Raw genomic sequence first — 21101 nt, 5'->3', positions numbered from 1 at the left:
AAATCGGACCCGATTTTCGGAAAGCACGATGCGTGGAATCAAAGAGTTATAGCGTCCTTTGTGCGTCCTAAAGGACGCACGGCGCTGGTAGAGCGGGATGAGGAAAAGTGTGTGCGGTTTTCCGCCCGCATCCCGCGTCTCAACTTATTAGAATCGATCACATTCACGATTTTAGGTCGATCCGACCTAAAATCATCGTGATCTCGAGCGCCGTGCATTTGACCGCGAATGCGGATTTTTTGCGACCCGCAATTGACTCCTTGCGACACAAGCGATAAGAGCGCGCCGCAATCGCCGAGGACCTACTCCACTTCGGCGGTTGCCGAGCGGCCGAACCGCGGTGCAGACGCGCCGCCCTTGCGTGAAAAGCTTGGATGACGAAGGCGCTTGGAATAGACTGGACGCGCAAATCACGAACGAGAGAGGAAACTCCATGAGTGTGCGTGTATCCGGCAAACATATGGAAATCGGCGATTCGTTCCGCGCCCGAATCGGGGAGCAGATCGACCAAGCGGTTACCAAATATTTCGATGGAGGATATTCAAGCCAGGTCACTGTGGAAAAGTCTGGATCGCGTTTCAGCGCCGACTGCAAACTTCATCTCGACACGGGCGTGGTATTGCAGGCGAATGGCCAGGCGAATGAGCCGCAGGCGGCCTTTGATGCGGCCTCGGACCGGATCGAGAAGCGGCTCCGGCGCTACAAGCGTAAGCTCAAGGATCACCACAACGGCAACGGGCAGAATGCCGCCGAAGTGGCCTACACGGTGATGGACTCGGTGCCCTACGAGGACGAAGAAGTCCCGGAGGATTATGCACCAACCATCGTTGCCGAAAGCACGAAACAGTTGAGGACAATGTCCGTCGCGAGCGCCGTCATGGCACTCGATATGACGGACGAACCGGTGCTGATGTTCCGCAGCCCCGGCAAGGAAGATCTGAACATCGTGTATCGGCGTAACGACGGAAATATTGGCTGGATTGACGCCGCCAATATCAAGGCATGAGTGGGACAGGGGAATGTCGGGGAAGCCCGCATTCCCCGCCGCTCATATACGCGGACAGCCGGAAAAAGCCCGACTTTTCTGTGCATGGTAACCGCCAATATAAAGATGGTTAGAGCCAGCAAGACACATTTGTGATGATGTTGTCGGGCTCTAACCGGCGAACGAGGACAAAAGAATGGCATTGGCAGGTTTGCTGCATCAAAATGCAATTATCCCGGCCATGAGGGCCAACTCGAAAAAACAACTCCTTCAGGAATTGGCGGCAAAAGCATCCAAACTCACCGGACTTCCGGAGCGTGAAATCTTCGACGTCATTCTGCAGCGGGAACGGCTCGGCTCCACCGGGGTCGGCAACGGCATCGCCATCCCGCACGGAAAGCTCAACAACCTTCCCTCGATTGTCGGCATCTTCGCGCGGCTCGACACGCCCGTCGACTTTGAGGCGCTGGACGACCAGCCGGTCGATCTCGTATTCCTGCTGCTCGCGCCCGAAGGCGCCGGTGCCGATCATCTGAAGGCGCTCTCGCGCATTGCTCGCGTGCTTCGCGATCACGACATGGTCGCGAAGATCAGGGCGAGCGACTCCGCCAGCGCGATCTACACGCTGCTCAACGACGACACGACTTCGCACGCCGCATGAACGGCCGCCGTCAATAAAGCTGACGGCGGTTCAAATGATCGATGAAAATCCGGAACAATGCGCCCTGGCCGGAAATGCCGAGGCGACGATAGATGTTCTTGCGGTGGATCCGAACCGTGCCTTCGGCGATATTCATCGTCTTTCCAATTGATAGATTGCTGTGGCCGCGCAGGATCAGCCGGACGATCGTGCGCTGTTGCCTGGTAAGCCGGTCCGCACACAGACTGTCGAAGGCTCGCTCCATGGCATCGGACGCGTTTCCCGCCGCGCCCGCTACCGCCATGCCGCTTTGACGCCAGTTCGACCGGATCGCCTCACGCACGATCGGCTCGTAGAGCCTCAGCCGCTCCAGTTCCTGGTCACTGAAGGGCGCACCATCGCGGCAGCGCATCAGGGAATAGGTCGCCTGCGTCGCCTCGCCGAGCGGAACGACGAAGCCCACCTCCTCGATCAATGATCCGGACTCCATCGACACGCAGGGATGCACCTCACTCGACGACGAAAAGTTCGACTGGAAGAACCGGTCGGGCGCAAGCTCCCGCATCCGCCACAGACCTGCCGGCTGGCCATTGTTGCAGGCAACGTAGAACGGATCGAGCAGATAGGCGCCCCCAAGATAGGCCTTCAATGCTTGCGGCGAGACGCCATGCGTGTAGCCGTCGTGGAGCAGGATCGGGCGTGCATCATAGGGAAAGGCAAAGACGACCGACAGGTCGAAGGGCGCGATCGCGCGCAGCATGGCATCGAGCGCGACGCCGAAATCCGGCGTGCCGATAAACCTGATCATCGTGGAGATGTCTGTCGATTCCCGTGCCAGCATCGCTTGAGCGCCCCCCCCTTCTCCGTATCCCCCATGGGATATCGACAGCCCCCGCGTCGTCAACAATAATTGCTGAAACATGCGATGATGGCCTGCCTACAGCGCCAAGCTCAAGCGGGCGGAAAGGGGAAGCGTGATGGCAGGCAGGCTTTCAGGAAAAATTGCGCTGATCAGCGGGGGCGCCGGCGGATGCGGGCTGGCGGCGTCGCAGCTCTTTGCTCGCGAGGGCGCCAAGGTCGGCATCGTCGACCTGCCGAAGAGCAAGGGCGAAGAGGTGGCGGCAGCGATCCGGGCCGAGGGCGGCGAGGCCGTCTTCGCCGCTGCCGACGTTTCCGTGTCCGCCGAGGTCACTGCCGCGGTCAATGCCGTCGAGAGCGCGTTCGGTCCGATCACCGTGCTCTTCAACCATGCCGGCATACTTGCGGTCGGCCCTTTCCTCGAAACGGAAGAAGCGGAGTGGGACCGGCTGATGGCCGTGAACGTGAAGAGCATGTTCCTGATGACCAAAGCGGTTCTCCCGGGCATGCTCAAGGCGGGTGGCGGCAGCATCATCTGCACCTCGTCGATCTCCGCCGTCGCCGCAACGCCGATGGAGGTGCTTTATGACACCACCAAGGGCGCCTGCCACATGTTCGCCCGTGCAATCGCCGTCGAATTCCGCGACCGGGGTATCCGCTGCAACGCCGTCTGCCCCGGCTTCATCGCCACCGACCACGGCAAGCGTGAGATCGTAGGCCTCAGCAAATACGGCGTCGACGTGTCCGAGGCGGCGATCGCCGCCCAGCAGGGGCGGATGTGCGACCCGATGGAGGTCGCGAACGCCGCCCTGTTCCTGGCAAGCGACGAGGCGAGCTTCGTCAACGGTACGCATCTGTTCGTCGACAATTGCTTCACGGCAGTCTGAAAGAGGGGAGACAGGAATGCTGGATTCGGGCGGCCACTGGCGCAACTGGGTCGGAAACCAATCATGCATCGTGCGCCACAAGGGCGCACCGGAGAGCGAAGCGGCGCTTGCCGAAATGGTCCGGGAGGCAACCGCGCTCGGACTCAATGTCCGCTGCGCCGGATCGGGCCACTCGTTCACCCCGGTCGTCGCAACAAGCGGGCTGCTGCTTACGCTTTCCGGCATGCAGGGCGTGGTCAACATCGACCGGGCGCGCAAGCGGGTCTCCGTCAAGGCGGGGACGACGATCAATCAGCTCGGCAAGGTCCTGAAATCGAGCGGGCTTTCACTCATCAACCAGGGAGATATCGACAGCCAGGCCCTTGCCGGTGCGCTGACGACAGGCACGCACGGCACCGGCGCCAAGCTCGGAAACATGGCCTCGCAGATCGTCGGCATGCGCCTCGTCCAGCCCGACGGCAGCATTCTCGTCGTCGACGAGACGACGCCGGACCTCCTGGAAGCCGCACGTGTTTCCGTAGGCATGCTCGGAGTGATCTCTGAAATCACCCTTCAGACGATGGACGCCTACAATCTGCATGAGAAGCTCTGGCGCTGCGACTTCGACGAGTGCATGGAACAGCACGACGAGCTTGCCGCCAAGCACCGCCATTTCGGCTTCTTCTGGTGCCCGGTGCCCGAAAGCCGGCATTGCTACTGCCTGCCGGACACGGCTGCGGTTTCTACCACCAGCAAGACGTCCGACGTCTGCGAGATGAAGGTGATCGACATCACCGACCGGCCGCCGATGGAGCAGGCCTTCGAAAAGATCGCCTATTCCTCCGAAATCTACCCGATCGAATACGTACCCAACTTCCACGAACTCGAATATGCGGTCCCCGTCGCGCACGGCAAGGATGCCGTCCGGGCGGTGCGCAAGCTGATGCTCGAAAAGCATCCGACCTGCATCTATCCGATCGAGTATCGCTTCACGGCAGGCGATTCCGGCTGGATCAGCCCGTTCTACGAGCAGGATTCGATCACGCTGTCGGTCTCGGGCGAGCCCGGCACCGACTACTGGGAATACCTGAAGGACGTCGACACGATCCTGCGCCAGTACGGCTCGCGACCGCACTGGGGCAAGCTGCACTTCCTTGGGGCCGAGGACGTGACGGCGCTCTATCCGCGCGCCGGCGATTTCCGCGCGCTCCGCGCCCGGGTCGATCCCGAAGGCCGCTTCCTCAACGATCATCTCCGGCAGCTGTTTGCCTGAGCGGATCGGTCAAACGACAAACGCCGCACCTCCAAAGGAGGCGCGGCGTTTCAAATTTCCTCAACTTACCGGCAGGCTCAGGCCGACGGCGTGCCGTTTTCGGTCGCGGCGGCCTTGGGGCCGCCCTTGGAAACGCCGACCATCGCCGGGCGCAACACGCGCTCGCCGATGACATAGCCCGCCTGGATGACCTGGACGACCGTGTTGTTTGGAACCTCGGCGTTCGGCACTTCGAACATCGCCTGATGGAAGTTCGGATCGAACTTCTGACCGGTCGGATCGAGCTTCTTCACACCATGACGCTCCAGCGCTGCGAGCATCGAGCGCTCGGTCATTTCCACGCCTTCGATCAGGGCATTGAGCCCCGCTTCACCCGCTTCCTTCGCTTCGGGCGGGATCGCCTCGAGGGCGCGACGCAGGTTGTCGGACACGGCCAGCATGTCGCGCGCGAAGCCGGCGACCGAGTACGACTTGGCATCCTTGACGTCACGCTCGGTGCGACGGCGCAGATTGTCCATCTCGGCGGCCAGGCGCAGGTATTTGTCGCGCAGCTCCGCATTCTCCGCCTTGGCGAGCTCCAGCGGATCCGGCGTGGCCGCAGCAGGCTCGACTTCCTGCACCTCCGCCTCCGGCGTGGCGGTGTTCACAGGTTCTTCTGCCGCAGTCGCCTCAGGTCCGTGTTTGTTCGTGTCGTCGGTCATGACGTTCTCCGGAATGTCTCTTTTCTGTCTTCGACATCGCCAAGCAAGCGCAAGCCGCTTTGCTCGACCTTGGTCTTGTCTGGATTTGAAGCCGATATCGAGGTTTGGGGTCGAAAAATCAAGGGTGGAATGCCGCTAAGCCGGAATTGCCGCTTCAACGCGACAGGCGCGACATCAACTGCGCCGTGTAATCGACCATAGGGACGATCCGCGAATAATTGAGTCGGGTCGGGCCAATGACGCCGACCGCGCCGACAATGTGGTCGTCGCTGTCACGATAAGGCGCGACGATCAGCGACGAGCCGGAGAGCGAAAATAGCTTGTTTTCCGATCCGATGAAGATGCGCACGCCGGGGCCGCTCTCGGCGAGGTCGAGAAGCTCGATCAGGCTGTCCTTCTTTTCGAGGTCGTCGAAAAGCATGCGAAGGCGGTCGATGTCCTCGGCCCCTTCCAGTCCCTCGAGCAGGTTGGCGCGGCCACGGACGATAAGGCGCGTCGGCTTTTCGTCGCCTTCGCTGCCGGACCAGATCGCCAAGCCCCGCTCGACGAGGTCCTGCGACAGGATATCGAGCTCGCCGCGGACGGTGGCTTTCAGCTTTTGCAGTTGCGCGCGCACCTCGGCGATGGTTTGCCCGCCAAGATGGGCATTCAGGAAATTGGCGGCCTCGGTCAGTTGCGCGCTCGTGACGCCCGCCGGCAGCTCGATGATGCGGTTTTCGACCTGATCGTGTTCGCCCACGAGGACCGCCAACGCCTTGGTCGGCGCCAGCCGGATGAACTCGACGTGCTTCAGCACCGGATCGCTCTTGGTTGTGATCACGAGACCCGCACCGCGCGACATGCCCGAAAGCATCTGGCTCGCCTCGGCGAGCAGACTTTCCACCGGCTGGTCCCGATCGCCCCGGCGAACCTGCCGTTCGATCGAAGCGCGCTCCTCCGCCGAAAGGTTTCCGACCTGCATGAAAGCGTCGACGAAGAAGCGCAGACCCGTCTGGGTCGGGAGGCGGCCGGCGCTGACATGGGGCGAGTAGATGAGGCCAAGATGCTCGAGGTCGCTCATCACATTGCGCACGGAAGCCGGTGAAAGCGACATTGGCAGCAGCCGCGACAGATTGCGCGACCCGAGCGGCTCACCGCTCTCCAGGTAGGTCTCCACAATGCGGCGAAAGATTTCACCGGAACGCTCATCCAGCGCCGCCGCGATCTCTCTCGCTCCGGAATTGCGCAGTACCATATCACTCCGTGCAGCAGTCATTCCTATCAAGCTGAAATATAGTGGGCCGCGCCGGTTATGGCAAAAGGGAAAAATCAATCCCCCCGGCCGATATCTGCCGGTTCCCTTTGCGTCCGCCATGCTCTAGAAGGCTCAGCAGAGAAAACAGGAGTTGACGATGCGGCCATCCGGCAGAAAAACCGACCAAATGCGCAAGGTTTCCTTCGAGCGCAATTTTTCCAAGCATGCGGAAGGTTCCTGCCTCGTGCGTTTCGGCGACACGCATGTGCTGTGCACGGCGAGCCTAGAGGAAAAGGTCCCCGCCTGGCTGCGCAATGGCGGCAAGGGGTGGGTCACGGCCGAATACGGCATGCTGCCGCGTGCGACCGGCGAGCGGATGAAGCGTGAGGCGGCGAGCGGAAAGCAGAGCGGCCGCACGCAGGAGATCCAGCGGCTGATCGGACGGTCGCTCCGCGCCGTCGTCGATCTGCCGGCACTCGGCGAACGTCAGATCTCGATCGATTGCGACGTCATCCAGGCAGACGGCGGCACGCGCACAGCCTCGATTACCGGCGCCTGGATCGCGCTCCATGACTGTCTGAAGTGGATGGAGGCGCGCAACATGGTCAAGGTCGAACGCGTGCTCAAGGACCACGTCGCTGCCATTTCCTGCGGTATCTTCGCCAACCAGGCGGTGATCGACCTCGACTATCTCGAAGATTCCGCCGCCGAGACGGATGCCAATTTCGTCATGACCGGCAGCGGCGGCCTCGTCGAGATCCAGGGAACGGCCGAGGGCAAACCCTTCAGCGAAGAGGAATTCGCAAGCCTGATGTCGCTCGCCAAGAACGGCATCGCCGAACTCATTGCGCTGCAGAAGCAGGCAATCGCTGGCTGATCGGAAAGGACGAGATTTGACCCCGGCGCTGGAAGGCATTCTCGAAACTGCGCTCTATGCGGAGGATCTCGATCGCGCCGAGGCCTTTTACGGTACGCTGCTCGGCTTGCAGCGGATCACCCGTGCCGGCAATCGGCACGTGTTCTTCCGCTGCGGCGCAGGCATACTCCTGATCTTCAATCCCGCCGAAACAATCAAGCCGCCACCGGCCGGGGCGGCGCTCCCCGTGCCGCCCCACGGGACGACGGGCAAGGGGCACATGTGCTTCCGGGTCGCCGCGCAGGCGCTCGACGCATGGAAGGAAAAACTCGAAGCCGCCGGTATTCCAATCGAAGCGGACATCCGCTGGCCCAACGGCGCCCGCTCCTTCTACTTCCGCGACCCGGCCGGCAACAGCCTGGAATGCGCGGAGCCGGGCCTCTGGGCGATTGATTGAATGCGGCTGCAGCCGCCTTGATGGAACAGAAAAAGAATGCGCAAACTGGATGACAAGACGCTCGTCGTCGCGAGCCACAATGCCGGCAAGATCCGCGAAATCCGCGACCTGATCGGTCCGCTCGGCTTCGAGGCGAAATCGGCCGCCGATCTCAACTTCATCGAGCCGGAGGAGACCGGCACGACGTTTGAGGAAAACGCGACGATCAAGGCGCTTGCCTCGGCAAGGGCCTCCGGCCTGCCGGCGCTTTCGGACGATTCCGGCCTCGCAATCGATGCCCTCGATGGCGCGCCGGGCGTCTACACCGCCAATTGGGCCGAGCGCGAAGACGGCAGCCGCGACTTCGGCATGGCGATGGAAAAGGTCGAAAAGGCGCTCAAGGAGAAAGGCGCGGTGACGCCCGAGAGTCGGACCGCGCGCTTCGTCTCCGTGCTTTGCCTTGCCTGGCCGGACGGTCATGTCGAGCTCTTTCGCGGCGAGGTCGAAGGTCAGGTCGTCTGGCCGCCGCGCGGAACGAGCGGATTCGGCTATGACCCGGTCTTTCAACCGACGGGCTACGACACCACCTTTGGCGAGATGACCGCGGAAGAGAAGCATGGCTGGAAGCCTGGCGACGCGAGCGCCCTTTCGCACCGCGCCCGCGCCTTCAAGCTGTTCGCCGAAACCTGCCTCGGCGCCTGAAAGACGAATGCAATGCATGTGACCCCGCTCTCGGCGATCGGTGACGGCATGGATCCCGGCTTCGGGGTCTATGTGCACTGGCCATTTTGCGCGGCAAAGTGCCCCTATTGCGACTTCAACAGCCATGTGCGCCATCAGCCGGTAGACCAGCCGCGCTTCGTCGCGGCCTTTCTGCGGGAAATGGCTGAGGCCCGCGAACTCTCGGGTCCGCGAACGGTCACCAGCATCTTCATGGGCGGCGGCACGCCGTCGCTGATGGATCCGGCGACCGTCGATGCAATCCTGAACGGGATTGCTAGCCATTGGCACGTGCCGGATGGCATCGAGATCACGATGGAGGCCAATCCATCGAGCGTCGAGGCAACGCGCTTCCACGGCTATCGTGCCGCCGGCGTCAACCGCGTCTCGCTCGGCGTACAGGCGCTCAATGATCGCGACCTGAGATTCCTGGGGCGTCTCCACAATGTCGAGGACGCGCTGAAGGCGGTCCGGTTGGCGCGGGAAATTTTTCCGCGCATGTCTTTCGACCTGATCTATGCCCGCCCGAACCAGACCGTCGAGGAGTGGGAGCGCGAACTGAAGGAGGCGGTCTCCTATGCGGTCGACCATCTCTCGCTCTATCAATTGACGATCGAGGAAGGCACGCCCTTCTACGGACTACACAAGGCCGGGAAGCTCGTCGTTCCGGACGGCGAGCAGTCGGCCGTGCTCTATGAGGCGACGCAGGAGATTACCGCGGCAATCGGCATGCCGGCCTATGAAGTGTCCAATCACGCACGGCCGGGGGCGGAAAGCCGGCACAATCTCACCTATTGGCGTTATGGCGACTATGCGGGTATCGGCCCCGGCGCCCATGGACGGCTGACGATCGGCGGCGCCAAGGTGGCGACAGCGACGGAACGAAAGCCCGAAGAATGGCTCCGCCTCGTCGAAGAGCACGGCCATGGCATGATCGAGCGCGAACTGCTGGACCTTGAAGCCCAGGCCGACGAACTCCTGTTGATGGGCCTTCGGCTCAGGGAAGGTGTGGATCTCGCTCGCTGGCAGAGCCTTTCCGGCCGCGATCCCGATCCGGATCGTGAACAGTTCCTGATCGAACACGGTTTCATCGAACGGCTCGGCAATTCGCGGCTGCGCTGCACGCCGGCCGGCATGCTGATCCTCGACGCGGTGGTCGCCGACCTCGCCTGCTGACACGAAACCGGGATGCGAGGGCGGTCAATCATGTGTCTCGCCGAAGAGCGGCGTCGCCAGCATCGAAGGCCTTTGCTCGAATTCGTTGATCCATCGACTTAGCTTCGGCCGAGCGCGAAACGACGGCAAGTCGCGGAACTCCATCCAGGAGAGGGTCGTCGCCAGCGCGATATGACCGACATGAAGCGGCACCGTCGGGTCCAGCGCGGTTTCCAGCCAGTCATAGGTAGCTTCGATTTTTTCGACGAGACCGTCGCGAAGTGTCGCGTAGCGCAGCTGTTCCGGCCGTCGGGCTGTCTCCCAACGGAGATTGATCGCGGTTTGCGCCAGCCCTTGCGCGACCGACTGCAGAACCAAGGCGTTCCAGCGGACCTCGCCACTTTCTGGAATGAGCCTCCTGCCGTCATGAAGAGTGTCGAGATAAGCACATATCACATCGGAATCGAAGATCGCTGGTCCGCCTGCGCGAAGCAGCACGGGAACCTTTCCGAGTGGGTTTTCGGCATAAACCCGCTCATTGCGTCGTGTCGGGCTCGTTTCGTGGTGAATGACCTCGATCCGGCCCGCAAGCCCGGCTTCGTGGGCGAAAACGAGTGCCTTGCGCGCAAAGGGCGAATGGGTTTGGTAGTAAAGGATCATATTGGCTCGCTCGACAGGATCGGAGAGTTGCCCGCGAGGGTAGTGCATGAACCGCGAAAATTGCGCTCTGTTCCGGCGCGCACTTTGCAAGTTCGTTTCGTGCGGGCCAAGAATGATGCTTGTCCCGCACGTTGCCTGCTCGTTGGCCAGAATCGGCAGGCCGCTGCGTCAATCCTTTTTGACTGGCGCGACAATTGCCCAAAGGACGCCGAAGGGATCGCGGAGCTGGCCATAATAGTCGCCCCAGAAGGCGACCGCCAAAGGCATCGTCACCTCTGCCCCCGCGGCGACGGCGCGCTTCCACCAGAAATCCGCGTCGTCGACGACGAGATGCAGGACGACGCCTTCCTGCGGCTTCCAGGGATAGCCGAATTCAGGGAACGGATCGTTCAGCATCAGCGCGCCGCCATTGATCGTCAGATGGCAGTGGATGAGGCGTTTGCCGTCCTCGGCATATCTGCGGTCCACCTCCCTGGCGCCGAAGGCACGGCCGTAGAATTCCGCCGTGGCATTCGCGTCCTGGACGTTAAGATAGGCGATGACGCCAGCCATCGGTGGGCGCGATGGAGCCTGCCAATCGACCTCTGACTTCGGATCGAGATCGATCGCCGCCTTGAAGCTCCCGTCCATGTAGAAGGGCACCGATTCGTGCTGGTGGGCGATCTTCCATCCGTTCTCGGTGCGCCTCAAACCCAGCGTCTGGCGAAACCAGAGCGCTGCCTTTTCACCGTCCAGCTTCTCGCCTGAGAGATGGGTGAGCGCCGTCGCGAAGGCGACGTCGCCGCCTGCCGAAATTTCCAGTTCCTGAAGCTGGTAGCCGAGCGGCCCTTTCCAGGTCGAGAACCACTGCTCAAGGCCCTCGGCGCCCGCTGCCGTTTCCTTAAGAGGTGGCGCCAGCGAATAGACGAGGCAATCCTGCGTACCGTGGGCAAGCACGCGACGCGCGTCTTTCTCGCGCATGGCGCCTGCCCAATCCTCGATCACCGCACGGATCTCGTCGGCGGCGGCAGTTCTCGTTCCGATGTCGGACATGGTTCATCTCCTTCGATCTTTGTGCCTGCAAGACGCAAGGCGCTGTCGGCCACCGCCCGTTCGCGTCAGAGGTTTGCGACAAGCGCGGCGAGCTGGTCGGCGCATTGACCCCAGCCCTCGTGAAAGCCCATCTTTTCGTGCGCCTCCCGGTCCGCCGCGCTCCAGTGGCGGGCGCGGGCCGTGTAGCGGGTCTTGCCGTCTTCATCCTCGAAGGTCAGGATCGCCGTCATGAAGGGTTTCTCCGAAGGCTTCCAGGCTTCCGTATATGCGTCGGTCAGCACCAGCTTCTCGTTCGGAACAACCTCCAGATAGACGCCCTGATTGGGATAGAGTTCGCCCTCCGGGGAGCGCATAACGAACCGGTTGGTACCGCCTGACCTGACATCGAGCTCCGCTTCCGTGATCGTCCACGGCAAGGGTGCAAACCATTGCTTCAAGAGTTCGGCATCCGTGAAGGCGCGATAAACCTTTTCGCGTGGCGCATCGATAAGGCGGGTGAGCACCAGTTCGCGCTCGTCGGCGGGCTTGATGTCGGTCGCTGCAGTCATTTCCAATTCCTCCGTGGTGGTTTCGGTCTAAGGACGACGCGGAAAATCAGAGTCCGACAGTGACAGCCGAATTTTTATTGTTTTTCCTCGGCAAGGTCCGTTTCCGCCGCAAGATGATCGAGCTGCATGCGGATATAGGCGGCCTCCGCCGCATTGGTCGCAAGCGCAATGGCGCGGTCGAATGCAACGCGCGCCTCGCAGACGCGGCCCATCTGCTTAAGCAGGGCCCCGCGCAGACCGTGATAGTAAAAATAGCCGGACAGCCTTTCGCGAAGCGGATCGACCAGTGCCAGTGCCGCTTCCGCCCCCTTGCGCTTCGACACTGCGACGGCGCGGTTGAGGGTGACGACGGGCGACGGTTGCAGACGTTCGAGCGTCTGATAGAGCAGATCAATCTCCTCCCAGTCCGTCAGTTCGGGACGCTCGGCGCGCGCATGAAGCGCGGCAATCGCCGCTTGAACCTGGTAGGGGCCGGGGCGCCCGTGCCGCATGGCCTTGTCGATCATCGCGAGCGCCTCGGTGATCATCCCCCTGTTCCACAGCCGCCGGTCCTGATCTTCGAGCAGGACGATGGCGCCGTGGGCATCGAAGCGCGCCCTGGCACGCGAATGCTGAAGCAGGAGCAGCGCCGTCAGGCCCATGATTTCCGGTTCGGCCGGAAACAGCCTGAGGAGCAGCCGGGCGAGCCGGATCGCTTCGTCGCATAGATCCGCCGACACGCCCTGCGGGCCATTCATCGCCGAATAGCCCTCGTTGAAGACGAGGTAGATCATCGTCGCGACCGCCGCGAGCCGCTCGGCGCGATCGGCGGCATCGGGCGTCTCGAAGGGAATGCCGGCCGCCGCGACGCGCGCCTTGGCGCGGGTAATGCGCTGCTCCATCGCCGCCTCGCTGACCAAGAAGGCGCGCGCGATCTGCCTGACGGAAAGGCCGGAGACAACCCGGAGCGCCAATGCGATCTGCTGGGTCGTCGGCAGGGCCGGATTGCTGCAGACGAAGAGCAGACGAAGGATGTCGTCGCGGTAATGCGAGCCGTCGAGGCGGTCAGCGAGCTCGCTCTCCCGGTCTTCGAGGTCCGACAGCAGTTCCTCCGGCGGCAGCACCGTCTCGCGCGCCTGGCGCCGCACCTTGTCGATGCCGCTGTTGCGGCCGACGAAGATCAGCCAGGCGGCGGGATCCCGCGGCGGGCCACTCTTCGGCCAGGCCTTCAATGCCCGGATGCAGGCCTCCTGGAAGGCCTCCTCGGCCATGTCGAGATTGCGAAAATAGCGCAGAAGCGCGCCCATCGCCTGCGGCCGGGCAGATACCAGAGCGAGGTCGATCCAGGCAGTGTCTGTCATGAGGGAAGCTCACCGGGCTTAAAGAGAGAAAGCGGGCGGATCTCGTAAGAGCCCGCGCTTGGATTGGCGGCACTGAGCTCGCGGGCGAAATCGAGGGCCTCGTCGAGCGATCCGCAATCGATCAGATAAAAGCCGAGCAGCTGCTCCTTGGTTTCGGCGAAAGGGCCGTCGATGACAATTGTCTCGCCGGCGGCGTGGCGCAGCGTGGTAGCGGCCGTCGTCGGCAGGAGGCGCGCAACCGGTCCAAGCTTGCCGGCTTCGACATACTTGCGCTGGACGGCGGTAAGGTCGCGCATGACCTTGTCGTCCTCCTCCTTGCTCCAGGCGCTCGTGACACTTTCATCGTTGTAGCAAAGCACCGCATAAAGCATTGAAATCTCCTCGGCTGGTCTGAAGACGAATGGAGCTAGTGATAGCCGACAAGCGAGGCGAAAAAAATGTATCGATTGCGGAATTGGCCCGCCGGCGAGTGAGGAAAGCGCGCATGGTCTTGCGCGCGCATCCCGCTCTGCAGCAAGCGCGCAACAAAAAGGCCCGGCGGAGCCGGGCCAGTTCGTAAGCGTCAGCCTACAGAATGCTTATTCGTTGATCAGCCGCTTCAAGAGTTCGATCTCATGGCTGAGCTTCGTGTCAGCGGCGATCATCTCCTCGATCTTGCGCACCGCATGCAAGACGGTCGTGTGATCGCGACCGCCAAAGCGCCGGCCGATTTCCGGGAAAGAGCGGGGCGTCAGGGTCTTCGACAGATACATGGCGATCTGGCGCGGCTTGACGATGACGCGGGTGCGGCGGTTCGACACCAGTTCCTGGCGCGAAACGTTGTAGTGCTTGGCGACGACGCGCTGGATGTCTTCGATGCGCACTCGCCGTGGCTCGCCGGCGTTGACCAGATGGCCGAGCAGTTCGTCGACGCGCTCGATCGAGAGCTGAGGCTCGAAGGAGCGGCGGAAGAGCAGCTGGTTGAAAGCCCCCTCCAGTTCGCGGCCGCTGGCCGTGACGTTGCGCGCCACATGGCACAGGATATCGGTCGGAATATCGAGCGATGCGTCATCCTGGCGAGCGGCCTCGAGCCGCCGCTTCAGCATCTCCAGACGCATTTCGTAATCCGGACCTTCCATCTCGATCGCAACACCGCCCTGAAGCCGCGAGCGAACGCGACTGTCGAGCGATTCCAGCTCCCACGGTGCGCGGTCGGCAGCGACCACGACCTGCTTGGCCGAATCGAGCAGCATGTTCAGAAGATGGCAGAACTCGTGCTGGATCGACTTGCCCTGCAGGAACTGCATGTCATCGATCACCAGAAGATCGATATTGCGCAGCGATTCCTTGAGAGACAGAGCATCATTGTCGCGGATCGCCGTCGCGAAGCGCCACATGAAATATTCCGCCGTCAGATAGACGACGCGTGGCGCCCGCGCGCTCTGCAGAGCGGCAATCGCAATCGCCTGCAGGAGATGCGTCTTGCCGAGTCCGACACTCGAATGAATGAAGAGCGGATTGAAGCGCACCGCGCCGGCACCAGCCTCGGCGATGGTGCGTGCGGCGGCGAGCGCCACCCGGTTCGACGAGCCTTCGACGAAACTGTCGAAATTGTAGCGCTGATCGAGCGGCGAGCCGAAAAGCGGCGCCTGGGCCGGTTTCTGGACCGCCGCCACCGCCGCCGCGGCGACCGAGGCAATCGGCTGGGCCGCTGCCGGACGACGTGCCGGGGCCGCCGGAGCCGTTTCTGCCGCAGCCGGCATCGCTTCTTCGTGGGAACCCGGGCGGGCACCGCGCGTGGCGGTGCGGACGAGGATTTCCACTTTCAGAATTTCGCCGTCTTCCTGCTGGAACAGGCTGGTGATGAGATCGAGATATCGGTTGTTGATCCAGGACTTCAGAAACGTCGTGGGCACCGAAAGGCGTACAACGCTCTTGGAAATCGAATGGAGCTTGAGACGTCCAAACCAGCTTGCGAAGACATCCGGACCGACTTGAGCTTTCAAACGCTGACTTACGCGCTCAAAAAGTGCGTCATGCCGCATGTCCTGTTTTTCCCCCGCCGCCTGAGACTGATTGCTTCCGGCCTGACGCGCGTCAGGTGCCGTCGCCAAATTCATCTGCATGTTGCCGCCTTCCAAATTCATGCTCCGATGCCGTCATTGCTGCCGGCCTCATCTCTTATGCCCGCCTGGCACGGCCACCTTCAAAGCCATGCCGCGCCCGACGGACGCCCTGTCGCACCGAAAGCCGGGCTCCTCATATCCCGTTCCGGTGCGCGCTGCGCTCATCCGCTCGCTTTCGTGAGCGAATGTCCCCTCGCGCCTCGCCTTTACCGACTCCACCCGGCTGTTTTCAAGCCGCGTCAGAGTCGCATTCCTCGCCGGCTGCGCCGCACCCTCGTACGAAGCGGGCAGCCCACCTGTCTCCTTCTTTCCTGGAACGCCTTCCGGCGTCCTCCCATTGCCCGGCCACCCACTCAACCAAAAGACGAAAGATCCTCGTTCCGGAACGAAACGTCGGTCCGGTTTTTTTATCTCGACTTGTATGATTGAACGACGTGGAATGACCCCGCCACAGAGAACAGAAAGCTCGAAGCCACCTCTATCGAAATGGCCCTGTTCTTCCCTTTACAGATATGATCCGTGTCCCCTGTGCGAGGCATTTAGGCAGGATCGTTGGGCAAGATCAATCGCGAATTTTACCGACCGTTAAACGCCGCCGGTTGACTCTCTCGCCGCCTTTTGCTTGCCGCATTCTGAGTCCATCAAGAATCGCTGTTGAATCAAGGGTTTTGATTTGCGCGCGCTTGCTTAGCTGGCGAAAAAGAAAAAAAATAAAAATTCGCTTGACTCGCTTCGGACCCCGCTTGTCCCCGATCTTCGACGACACTCGCGCAAAGACCTCGCGTAAGCCATTGAAATTGCATCAAAAATTTTGTCATCGCAGTGACATACGCCAAAACTGGCGATTTGCCGATTGCCGTGACAGAAGTATGAATCCGAAAAGCCCGGCGCAAGGGCCGGGCGTTTCTTCAACAGATTTTTATTTAGCCGGATTAGGCCGAAAGGGCTTTCACGCGCTGTGCAAGGCGGGAAACCTTGCGCGATGCCGTGTTGGCATGCAGCACACCTTTGGTGGCGGCGCGCATCAGTTCCGGCTGCGCTGCCTTGAGGGCGGCAGCGGCGACTGCCTGATCGCCGGAGGCGATGGCTTCTTCCACCTTGCGGATGAAGTTGCGGACGCGCGAACGACGGGCCTTGTTCACTGCGGTGCGGCGTGCGATCTTGCGGGTCGCCTTTTTCGCCGAAGTTGTATTGGCCATTGATGCCTCTCTTCGAAAACTGACATGAACTCCGCCTTCGCCGTGCCGGGTCACTGCGACCTGTCATCCAAAGCAATTCGGGAGCATTATCGGAAAGCCTCAGAAAGCGGCGTTCCAAACTGAGGGCGGCGTATAGCTGGAAACCGCCCTCTCGTCAACGCGCAAAATTGAGAAAACTGCGCGGTTTGCGCGCGTCACTTATGCTTGAATTCGGCTTTGCGCTTTCCGACGAAGGCGGCCATCCCCTCCTTCTGATCCTCGGTCGCAAAGAGCGACTGGAAAAGCCGCCGCTCGAAGCGCAGGCCTTCGGCCAGGGTAACCTCCAGCGAGCGGTTGACCGCCTCCTTGGCCATCATCACCGCCGGCAGCGAGAAGGCGGCGATCTTTTCTGCGGCAGCGAGCGCTTCCTCCATCAGTTTTTCAGGTGCCACCACACGCGAAACGAGTCCCGACCGCTCGGCTTCCGCCGCATCCATCATCCGGCCCGTGAGCACCAGATCCATGGCCTTCGCCTTGCCGACGGCGCGCGTGAGGCGCTGCGAGCCGCCCATGCCCGGAATGACGCCGAGGGTAATCTCCGGCTGGCCGAACTTCGCCGTCTCCGACGCAATGATGATGTCGCACATCATCGCGAGCTCGCAGCCGCCGCCGAGTGCAAAGCCGGAAACGGCGGCAATCAGCGGCTTGCGGGCGCCGGCCACCCGCTCCCAGCCGCCGAGAAAATCGCCAAGATAGGAATCGACGAAATCGAGCGCCTGCATCTCCTTGATATCGGCACCGGCCGCGAATGCACGCTCCGAACCGGTCAACACGATCGCGCCGATGTCCTTGTCGGCGTCCAAGACCTTGAACGCAGCATCGAGCTCCCGCATCACGGTCGAATTCAGCGCGTTCAGGGCCTGCGGGCGGTTGAGCGTGATCACGCCCACGCGTCCGCGCGTTTCGACCAGCAACGTCTCGTAACTCATTCTTGATCTCCTCCGTTCGGAGGCGCCCGATCGAGCGCCCTATTTCTGGCAGCGCGGGCAGTAGAAGGTCGAACGCCCGGCATGAACGATGCGGGCGACGGTACCGCCACAGCCCGGCTTGCGGCAAGCCTCGCCTTCACGATCGTAGACCGAAAAGGAATGCTGGAAGTAGCCGAGCGAGCCGTCCGCCTGGATGTGGTCCTTCAAGGACGAGCCGCCGGCGGCGATGGCGTCGGCAATCACCTCGTGGATCGCCTGTGTCAACGTCACCAGGCCTTGCTTCGCGCGCCCGCGCTTGTCCACCAGCGAGCCGGCGGGGCGGGAGGGCGACAGGTCCGACCGCCACAGCGCTTCGCAAACGTAGATATTGCCAAGGCCGGCAACGATCTTCTGGTCCAGCAGCGCTGCCTTGAGCGGCTGCGCCTTGCCGGCAAAGCGCTGGGCGAGGTAGGCGGCATCAAGCGCGTTGCCTGTCGGCTCCTGGCCGAGGTCGCGGAAGAACACGTGATCGGCGATCCCGTCGCGCCGGGCGAGATCCATGAAGCCGAAGCGGCGCGGGTCGTTGTAGATCACGCGCGCGGGGCCGGATCGGCCGTTGAGATGGAAAATCACATGGTCGTGCTTCACGTCCTTGCCGCGGGGATGATGGAACGCGCCCGGTGTCGCCGGATCGTCGCCGGCCTCGATCCGGAAAGAACCGGACATGCCGAGATGCGCGATGATGACATCGCCGCCTTCGAGATCGATCATCAGATATTTGGCGCGGCGCGACAGGGAAACGATGCGGCGCCCGGAGACCGAAGCTGAAAAATTGTCGGGAAAGGGAAAGCGCAGGTCCGGCCTGCGCAACTCGGCCCGCACGAGAAGCGCCCCCTCCATGGTCGGCGCCAGCCCCCGCTTCACCGTCTCGACCTCGGGCAATTCCGGCATTGTTCGTCTTCCCTGTTGCGCTCGCGCACCGGTCGTGCGCGGCATTCCCTTCACGGCATTGATGTCCTATAGGGATGCAGCGATTTGAAAGTGTTACAGCGACCTCGTGCGTCCGAAAGACGCACGAGGCTGTAGGCCGCAGCCATCCTCACCGCTGAGATAGCGCGGATGGGGCGATTTCGCTATGGTGCCGGCAAATTTGGTTGAAGTGGAGTTTCGTAATGACAGATGAGCGCGTATCGGCCAATGGGGGCATGGAAACCTCCTTCGGCTTTCGCGAGGTCGGCGCGGGCGAAAAGCAGCCGCTCGTCAACGATGTCTTCCACAAGGTCGCCAAGCGCTACGACATCATGAACGACGTGATGTCGGCCGGGCTTCACCGTGTCTGGAAGGATGCAATGATTGCGGCGCTCAATCCGCCGCGTCGGGAAAGCTATCGGGTGCTGGATGTGGCGGGCGGCACCGGCGACATCGCGTTTCGCATCGTCGAAGCCTCCGATCGCAAGGCCCATGCGACCGTGCTCGATATCAACGGCTCGATGCTCGCCGTCGGCGCCGAACGGGCAAGCAAGAAGAAGCTTTCGCCCAATCTCGACTTCGTCGAGGCCAATGCCGAAGACCTGCCTTTCGCTGCGAATTCCTTCGACGCCTACACGATTGCCTTCGGTATCCGTAACGTGCCGCGCATCGACGTGGCGCTCAAGGAGGCCTATCGCGTCTTGAAGCGCGGCGGACGGCTGCTGGTGCTCGAGTTTTCCGACGTCGAGATGCCGCTGCTTGACCGTTTCTATGACGCCTGGTCGTTCAATGCGATTCCCAAATTCGGCAAACTGATCACGGGTGACGATGCGCCCTACCAGTATCTGGTCGAATCGATCCGGAAGTTCCCCAACCAGCGCGATTTCGCCGCGATGATCAAGGATGCCGGCTTTTCACGCGTCTCGTTCACCAATTATACCGGCGGTATCGCGGCACTTCATTCCGGCTGGAAAATCTGAACGCAATGAGCACGCCTGGAGCATATTTTCGCCTCGTGCGGATCGGCTGGGTCCTTGCGCGCGAGGACGCCTTTTCTGCCGTTCCGTCCGAGCATCTTCCTCCGCTGGCACGCTTCGTGCAGCGGCTCGCAGGACTGCTTGCCCGCCGCAGGGCCCGGCTTGAGGCACGCAGCGGTCGTCTTGCCCGCGCCGTCGAACGGCTTGGCCCCTCCTATGTCAAGGTCGGCCAGTTCCTGGCGACGCGCCCGGATGTCGTTGGTGCCGAGCTCGCCGCCGATCTCTCACTCTTGCAGGACCGGATGGCGACGTTTCCTGAAAGCGACGCCAGGGCCGCGATCGAAGGCTCGCTCGGCCGATCGGTCGATGCGCTTTTTGCCGAATTTTCCGAGCCGATGGCGGCCGCCTCGATCGCCCAGGTCCACCCCGCCGTCGTCCTGCGCGACGGCAAGCGCGAAAAGGTGGCCGTCAAAGTCATCCGGCCCGGCGTGCGCCAGCGCTTTGCCGCCGACATCGAGGCCATGTACCTGGTCTCCCGCATGCAGGAGCGGTTTCTTCCCTACACGCGGCGGCTTAGGCCCGTCGAGGTGACAAAGACGCTGGAGCAGACGACCAAGGTCGAAATGGACCTGAGGCTCGAGGCCGCAGCTCTTTCCGAACTCGGAGAAAACACCAAAGAGGATTCCGGTTTTCGCGTGCCCAAGGTCGACTGGGAACGCACTGGCCGCGACGTCGTCACCATGGAATGGATCGACGGCGTGAAGATGTCCGACATCGAAGGACTGAAGCGAGCCGGCCACGATCTCAACCGGCTCGCCGAAACGCTCATCCAGTCCTTCCTGCGGCACACGCTGCGTGACGGTTTCTTCCATGCCGACATGCACCAGGGCAATCTGTTCGTCGACGACGCCGGCCACATCGTCGCCGTCGACATGGGCATCGTCGGGCGGCTCGGAAAAAAGGAACGCCGCTTCCTCGCCGAGATCCTTTACGGCTTCATCATGCGCGACTACCAGCGCGTCGCCGACGTGCATTTCGAGGCGGGTTACGTTCCATCCCATCACGACGCCGCGAGCTTTGCCCAGGCGATCCGCGCGATCGGCGAGCCGATTCACGGCCAGCCGGCCGAGACCATCTCGATGGCGAAGCTCCTGACGCTGCTCTTCGAGGTTACCGAGCTCTTCGACATGCAGACGCGCCCCGAACTGGTGATGCTGCAGAAGACGATGGTCGTCGTTGAAGGTGTGGCCCGCACGCTCAACCCGCGTTTCAACATGTGGAAAGCGTCGGAACCGGTCGTCGGCAAATGGATCCGCGACAATCTCGGCCCGAAGCGCATTGTCGCCGATCTGCGCGACGGCCTGCATGCGGCGCTCCGGGTTGCCGAGGCAGTGCCAGAGATCGCCGCCCGGACCGAGCGATTCTCATCGGAACTCATGGCGATGAGCGAAAACGGCCTGCGCTTCGATGCCGAGACCGCGCAGGCGATCGGAAAGGCCGAGGCACGCCACACGCGCTCTGGCCGCGTCGCGCTCTGGATTATCGCGGCGACGCTCATCTATATCGCCTGGCAGCTCGGATGATAGGCAGTAATCGCCCC

General features: G+C 62.2%; 22 protein-coding genes and 1 pseudogene. 11 read left to right on the top strand and 12 right to left on the bottom strand.

Annotation, left to right across the window (positions count from 1 at the left end; genetic code table 11):
* The 3 genes and pseudogenes from GHK62_RS34020 to ptsN all read left to right on the top strand — a co-directional run.
* A pseudogene (locus GHK62_RS34020) lies at positions 1–201 on the top strand (hypothetical protein); the annotation flags it as partial.
* A gap of 232 nt (positions 202–433) precedes the next feature.
* Positions 434–1006: a ribosome hibernation-promoting factor, HPF/YfiA family gene (hpf, locus tag GHK62_RS30130; RefSeq protein ID WP_153442614.1), complete on the top strand. Its 573-nt coding sequence runs from the start codon at positions 434–436 to the stop codon at positions 1004–1006.
* A 175-nt stretch (positions 1007–1181) separates the two neighbouring features.
* Entirely contained in the window at positions 1182–1646 is a 465-nt protein-coding gene (gene ptsN, locus GHK62_RS30125) for a PTS IIA-like nitrogen regulatory protein PtsN (RefSeq protein ID WP_153442597.1), read from the top strand.
* Positions 1647–1656: 10 nt separating this feature from the next.
* Here the strand turns inward: ptsN and GHK62_RS30120 are convergent, their stop codons facing one another.
* Entirely contained in the window at positions 1657–2466 is an 810-nt protein-coding gene (locus GHK62_RS30120) for a response regulator transcription factor (RefSeq protein WP_153442596.1), read from the bottom strand.
* 136 nt (positions 2467–2602) lie between these two features.
* On the opposite strand from GHK62_RS30120, the gene GHK62_RS30115 reads away from it, so the two are divergent.
* Together GHK62_RS30115 and GHK62_RS30110 are read left to right on the top strand one after the other, a co-directional pair.
* Positions 2603–3370, top strand: a complete 768-nt coding sequence (locus GHK62_RS30115; protein WP_153442595.1) for an SDR family NAD(P)-dependent oxidoreductase — start codon at positions 2603–2605, stop codon at positions 3368–3370.
* 16 nt (positions 3371–3386) lie between these two features.
* Positions 3387–4622: a D-arabinono-1,4-lactone oxidase gene (locus tag GHK62_RS30110; RefSeq protein WP_153442594.1), complete on the top strand. Its 1236-nt coding sequence runs from the start codon at positions 3387–3389 to the stop codon at positions 4620–4622.
* A gap of 77 nt (positions 4623–4699) precedes the next feature.
* On the opposite strand, the gene grpE is transcribed toward GHK62_RS30110, so the two are convergent.
* Positions 4700–5323, bottom strand: coding sequence for a nucleotide exchange factor GrpE (grpE, locus tag GHK62_RS30105; protein WP_153442593.1), 624 nt, complete (start codon positions 5321–5323; stop codon positions 4700–4702).
* 154 nt (positions 5324–5477) lie between these two features.
* Positions 5478–6557, bottom strand: a complete 1080-nt coding sequence (gene hrcA / locus GHK62_RS30100; RefSeq protein ID WP_153442592.1) for a heat-inducible transcriptional repressor HrcA — start codon at positions 6555–6557, stop codon at positions 5478–5480.
* A 157-nt stretch (positions 6558–6714) separates the two neighbouring features.
* Here hrcA and rph point away from each other — a divergent pair, with 157 nt between their 5' ends.
* From rph to hemW, 4 genes are read left to right on the top strand one after another with little or no spacing between them, the layout of a single operon-like run.
* On the top strand, positions 6715–7434 hold the full coding sequence (rph, locus tag GHK62_RS30095) for a ribonuclease PH (RefSeq protein ID WP_153442591.1): 720 nt from the start codon (positions 6715–6717) through the stop codon (positions 7432–7434).
* A gap of 16 nt (positions 7435–7450) precedes the next feature.
* Positions 7451–7870, top strand: a complete 420-nt coding sequence (locus tag GHK62_RS30090) for a VOC family protein (RefSeq protein WP_153442590.1) — start codon at positions 7451–7453, stop codon at positions 7868–7870.
* 36 nt (positions 7871–7906) lie between these two features.
* Positions 7907–8551: an RdgB/HAM1 family non-canonical purine NTP pyrophosphatase gene (rdgB, locus tag GHK62_RS30085; RefSeq protein ID WP_153442589.1), complete on the top strand. Its 645-nt coding sequence runs from the start codon at positions 7907–7909 to the stop codon at positions 8549–8551.
* Between the two features lie 12 nt (positions 8552–8563).
* Positions 8564–9745 (top strand): radical SAM family heme chaperone HemW, encoded by a 1182-nt coding sequence (hemW, locus tag GHK62_RS30080; RefSeq protein ID WP_167528398.1) that lies wholly within the window; start codon positions 8564–8566, stop codon positions 9743–9745.
* Between the two features lie 24 nt (positions 9746–9769).
* Here hemW and GHK62_RS30075 read toward each other — a convergent pair whose 3' ends face one another.
* The 9 genes from GHK62_RS30075 to mutM form a co-directional block, all read right to left on the bottom strand.
* Positions 9770–10384, bottom strand: a complete 615-nt coding sequence (locus GHK62_RS30075) for a glutathione S-transferase (RefSeq protein ID WP_153442588.1) — start codon at positions 10382–10384, stop codon at positions 9770–9772.
* Positions 10385–10552: 168 nt separating this feature from the next.
* The gene (locus GHK62_RS30070) at positions 10553–11416 is read right to left on the bottom strand and encodes a nuclear transport factor 2 family protein (protein WP_153442587.1); all 864 of its coding nucleotides are present in this window, start codon (positions 11414–11416) and stop codon (positions 10553–10555) included.
* 65 nt (positions 11417–11481) lie between these two features.
* Positions 11482–11964, bottom strand: a complete 483-nt coding sequence (locus GHK62_RS30065) for an SRPBCC family protein (RefSeq protein WP_153442586.1) — start codon at positions 11962–11964, stop codon at positions 11482–11484.
* A gap of 74 nt (positions 11965–12038) precedes the next feature.
* Entirely contained in the window at positions 12039–13304 is a 1266-nt protein-coding gene (locus tag GHK62_RS30060; RefSeq protein WP_153442585.1) for an RNA polymerase sigma factor, read from the bottom strand.
* A complete protein-coding gene (locus tag GHK62_RS30055) occupies positions 13301–13675 on the bottom strand; it encodes a YciI family protein (protein WP_153442584.1) in 375 nt (124 codons plus the stop codon). The genes GHK62_RS30060 and GHK62_RS30055 overlap by 4 nt, the downstream gene beginning before the upstream one ends.
* A gap of 207 nt (positions 13676–13882) precedes the next feature.
* Complete coding sequence (dnaA, locus tag GHK62_RS30050; protein ID WP_234887101.1) at positions 13883–15328, bottom strand: chromosomal replication initiator protein DnaA; 1446 nt, start codon at positions 15326–15328, stop codon at positions 13883–13885.
* Between the two features lie 1013 nt (positions 15329–16341).
* Positions 16342–16608 (bottom strand): 30S ribosomal protein S20, encoded by a 267-nt coding sequence (gene rpsT, locus GHK62_RS30045; RefSeq protein WP_136506717.1) that lies wholly within the window; start codon positions 16606–16608, stop codon positions 16342–16344.
* Positions 16609–16802: 194 nt separating this feature from the next.
* Entirely contained in the window at positions 16803–17576 is a 774-nt protein-coding gene (locus tag GHK62_RS30040) for an enoyl-CoA hydratase (RefSeq protein ID WP_153442583.1), read from the bottom strand.
* A gap of 39 nt (positions 17577–17615) precedes the next feature.
* Positions 17616–18506, bottom strand: coding sequence for a bifunctional DNA-formamidopyrimidine glycosylase/DNA-(apurinic or apyrimidinic site) lyase (mutM, locus tag GHK62_RS30035; RefSeq protein WP_153442582.1), 891 nt, complete (start codon positions 18504–18506; stop codon positions 17616–17618).
* 221 nt (positions 18507–18727) lie between these two features.
* On the opposite strand from mutM, the gene ubiE reads away from it, so the two are divergent.
* Both ubiE and ubiB read left to right on the top strand, forming a co-directional pair.
* The gene (gene ubiE / locus GHK62_RS30030) at positions 18728–19504 is read left to right on the top strand and encodes a bifunctional demethylmenaquinone methyltransferase/2-methoxy-6-polyprenyl-1,4-benzoquinol methylase UbiE (RefSeq protein WP_153442581.1); all 777 of its coding nucleotides are present in this window, start codon (positions 18728–18730) and stop codon (positions 19502–19504) included.
* A 5-nt stretch (positions 19505–19509) separates the two neighbouring features.
* Positions 19510–21084 (top strand): 2-polyprenylphenol 6-hydroxylase, encoded by a 1575-nt coding sequence (gene ubiB, locus GHK62_RS30025; protein WP_153442580.1) that lies wholly within the window; start codon positions 19510–19512, stop codon positions 21082–21084.
* Positions 21085–21101: the final 17 nt, after the last annotated feature.

The sequence above is a fragment of the Sinorhizobium terangae genome (assembly GCF_009601505.1).
GTDB lineage: Bacteria > Pseudomonadota > Alphaproteobacteria > Rhizobiales > Rhizobiaceae > Sinorhizobium > Sinorhizobium terangae.
Note: the sequence above shows the minus strand (reverse complement) of the source record. Positions and strands in the feature narration are given on the sequence as shown.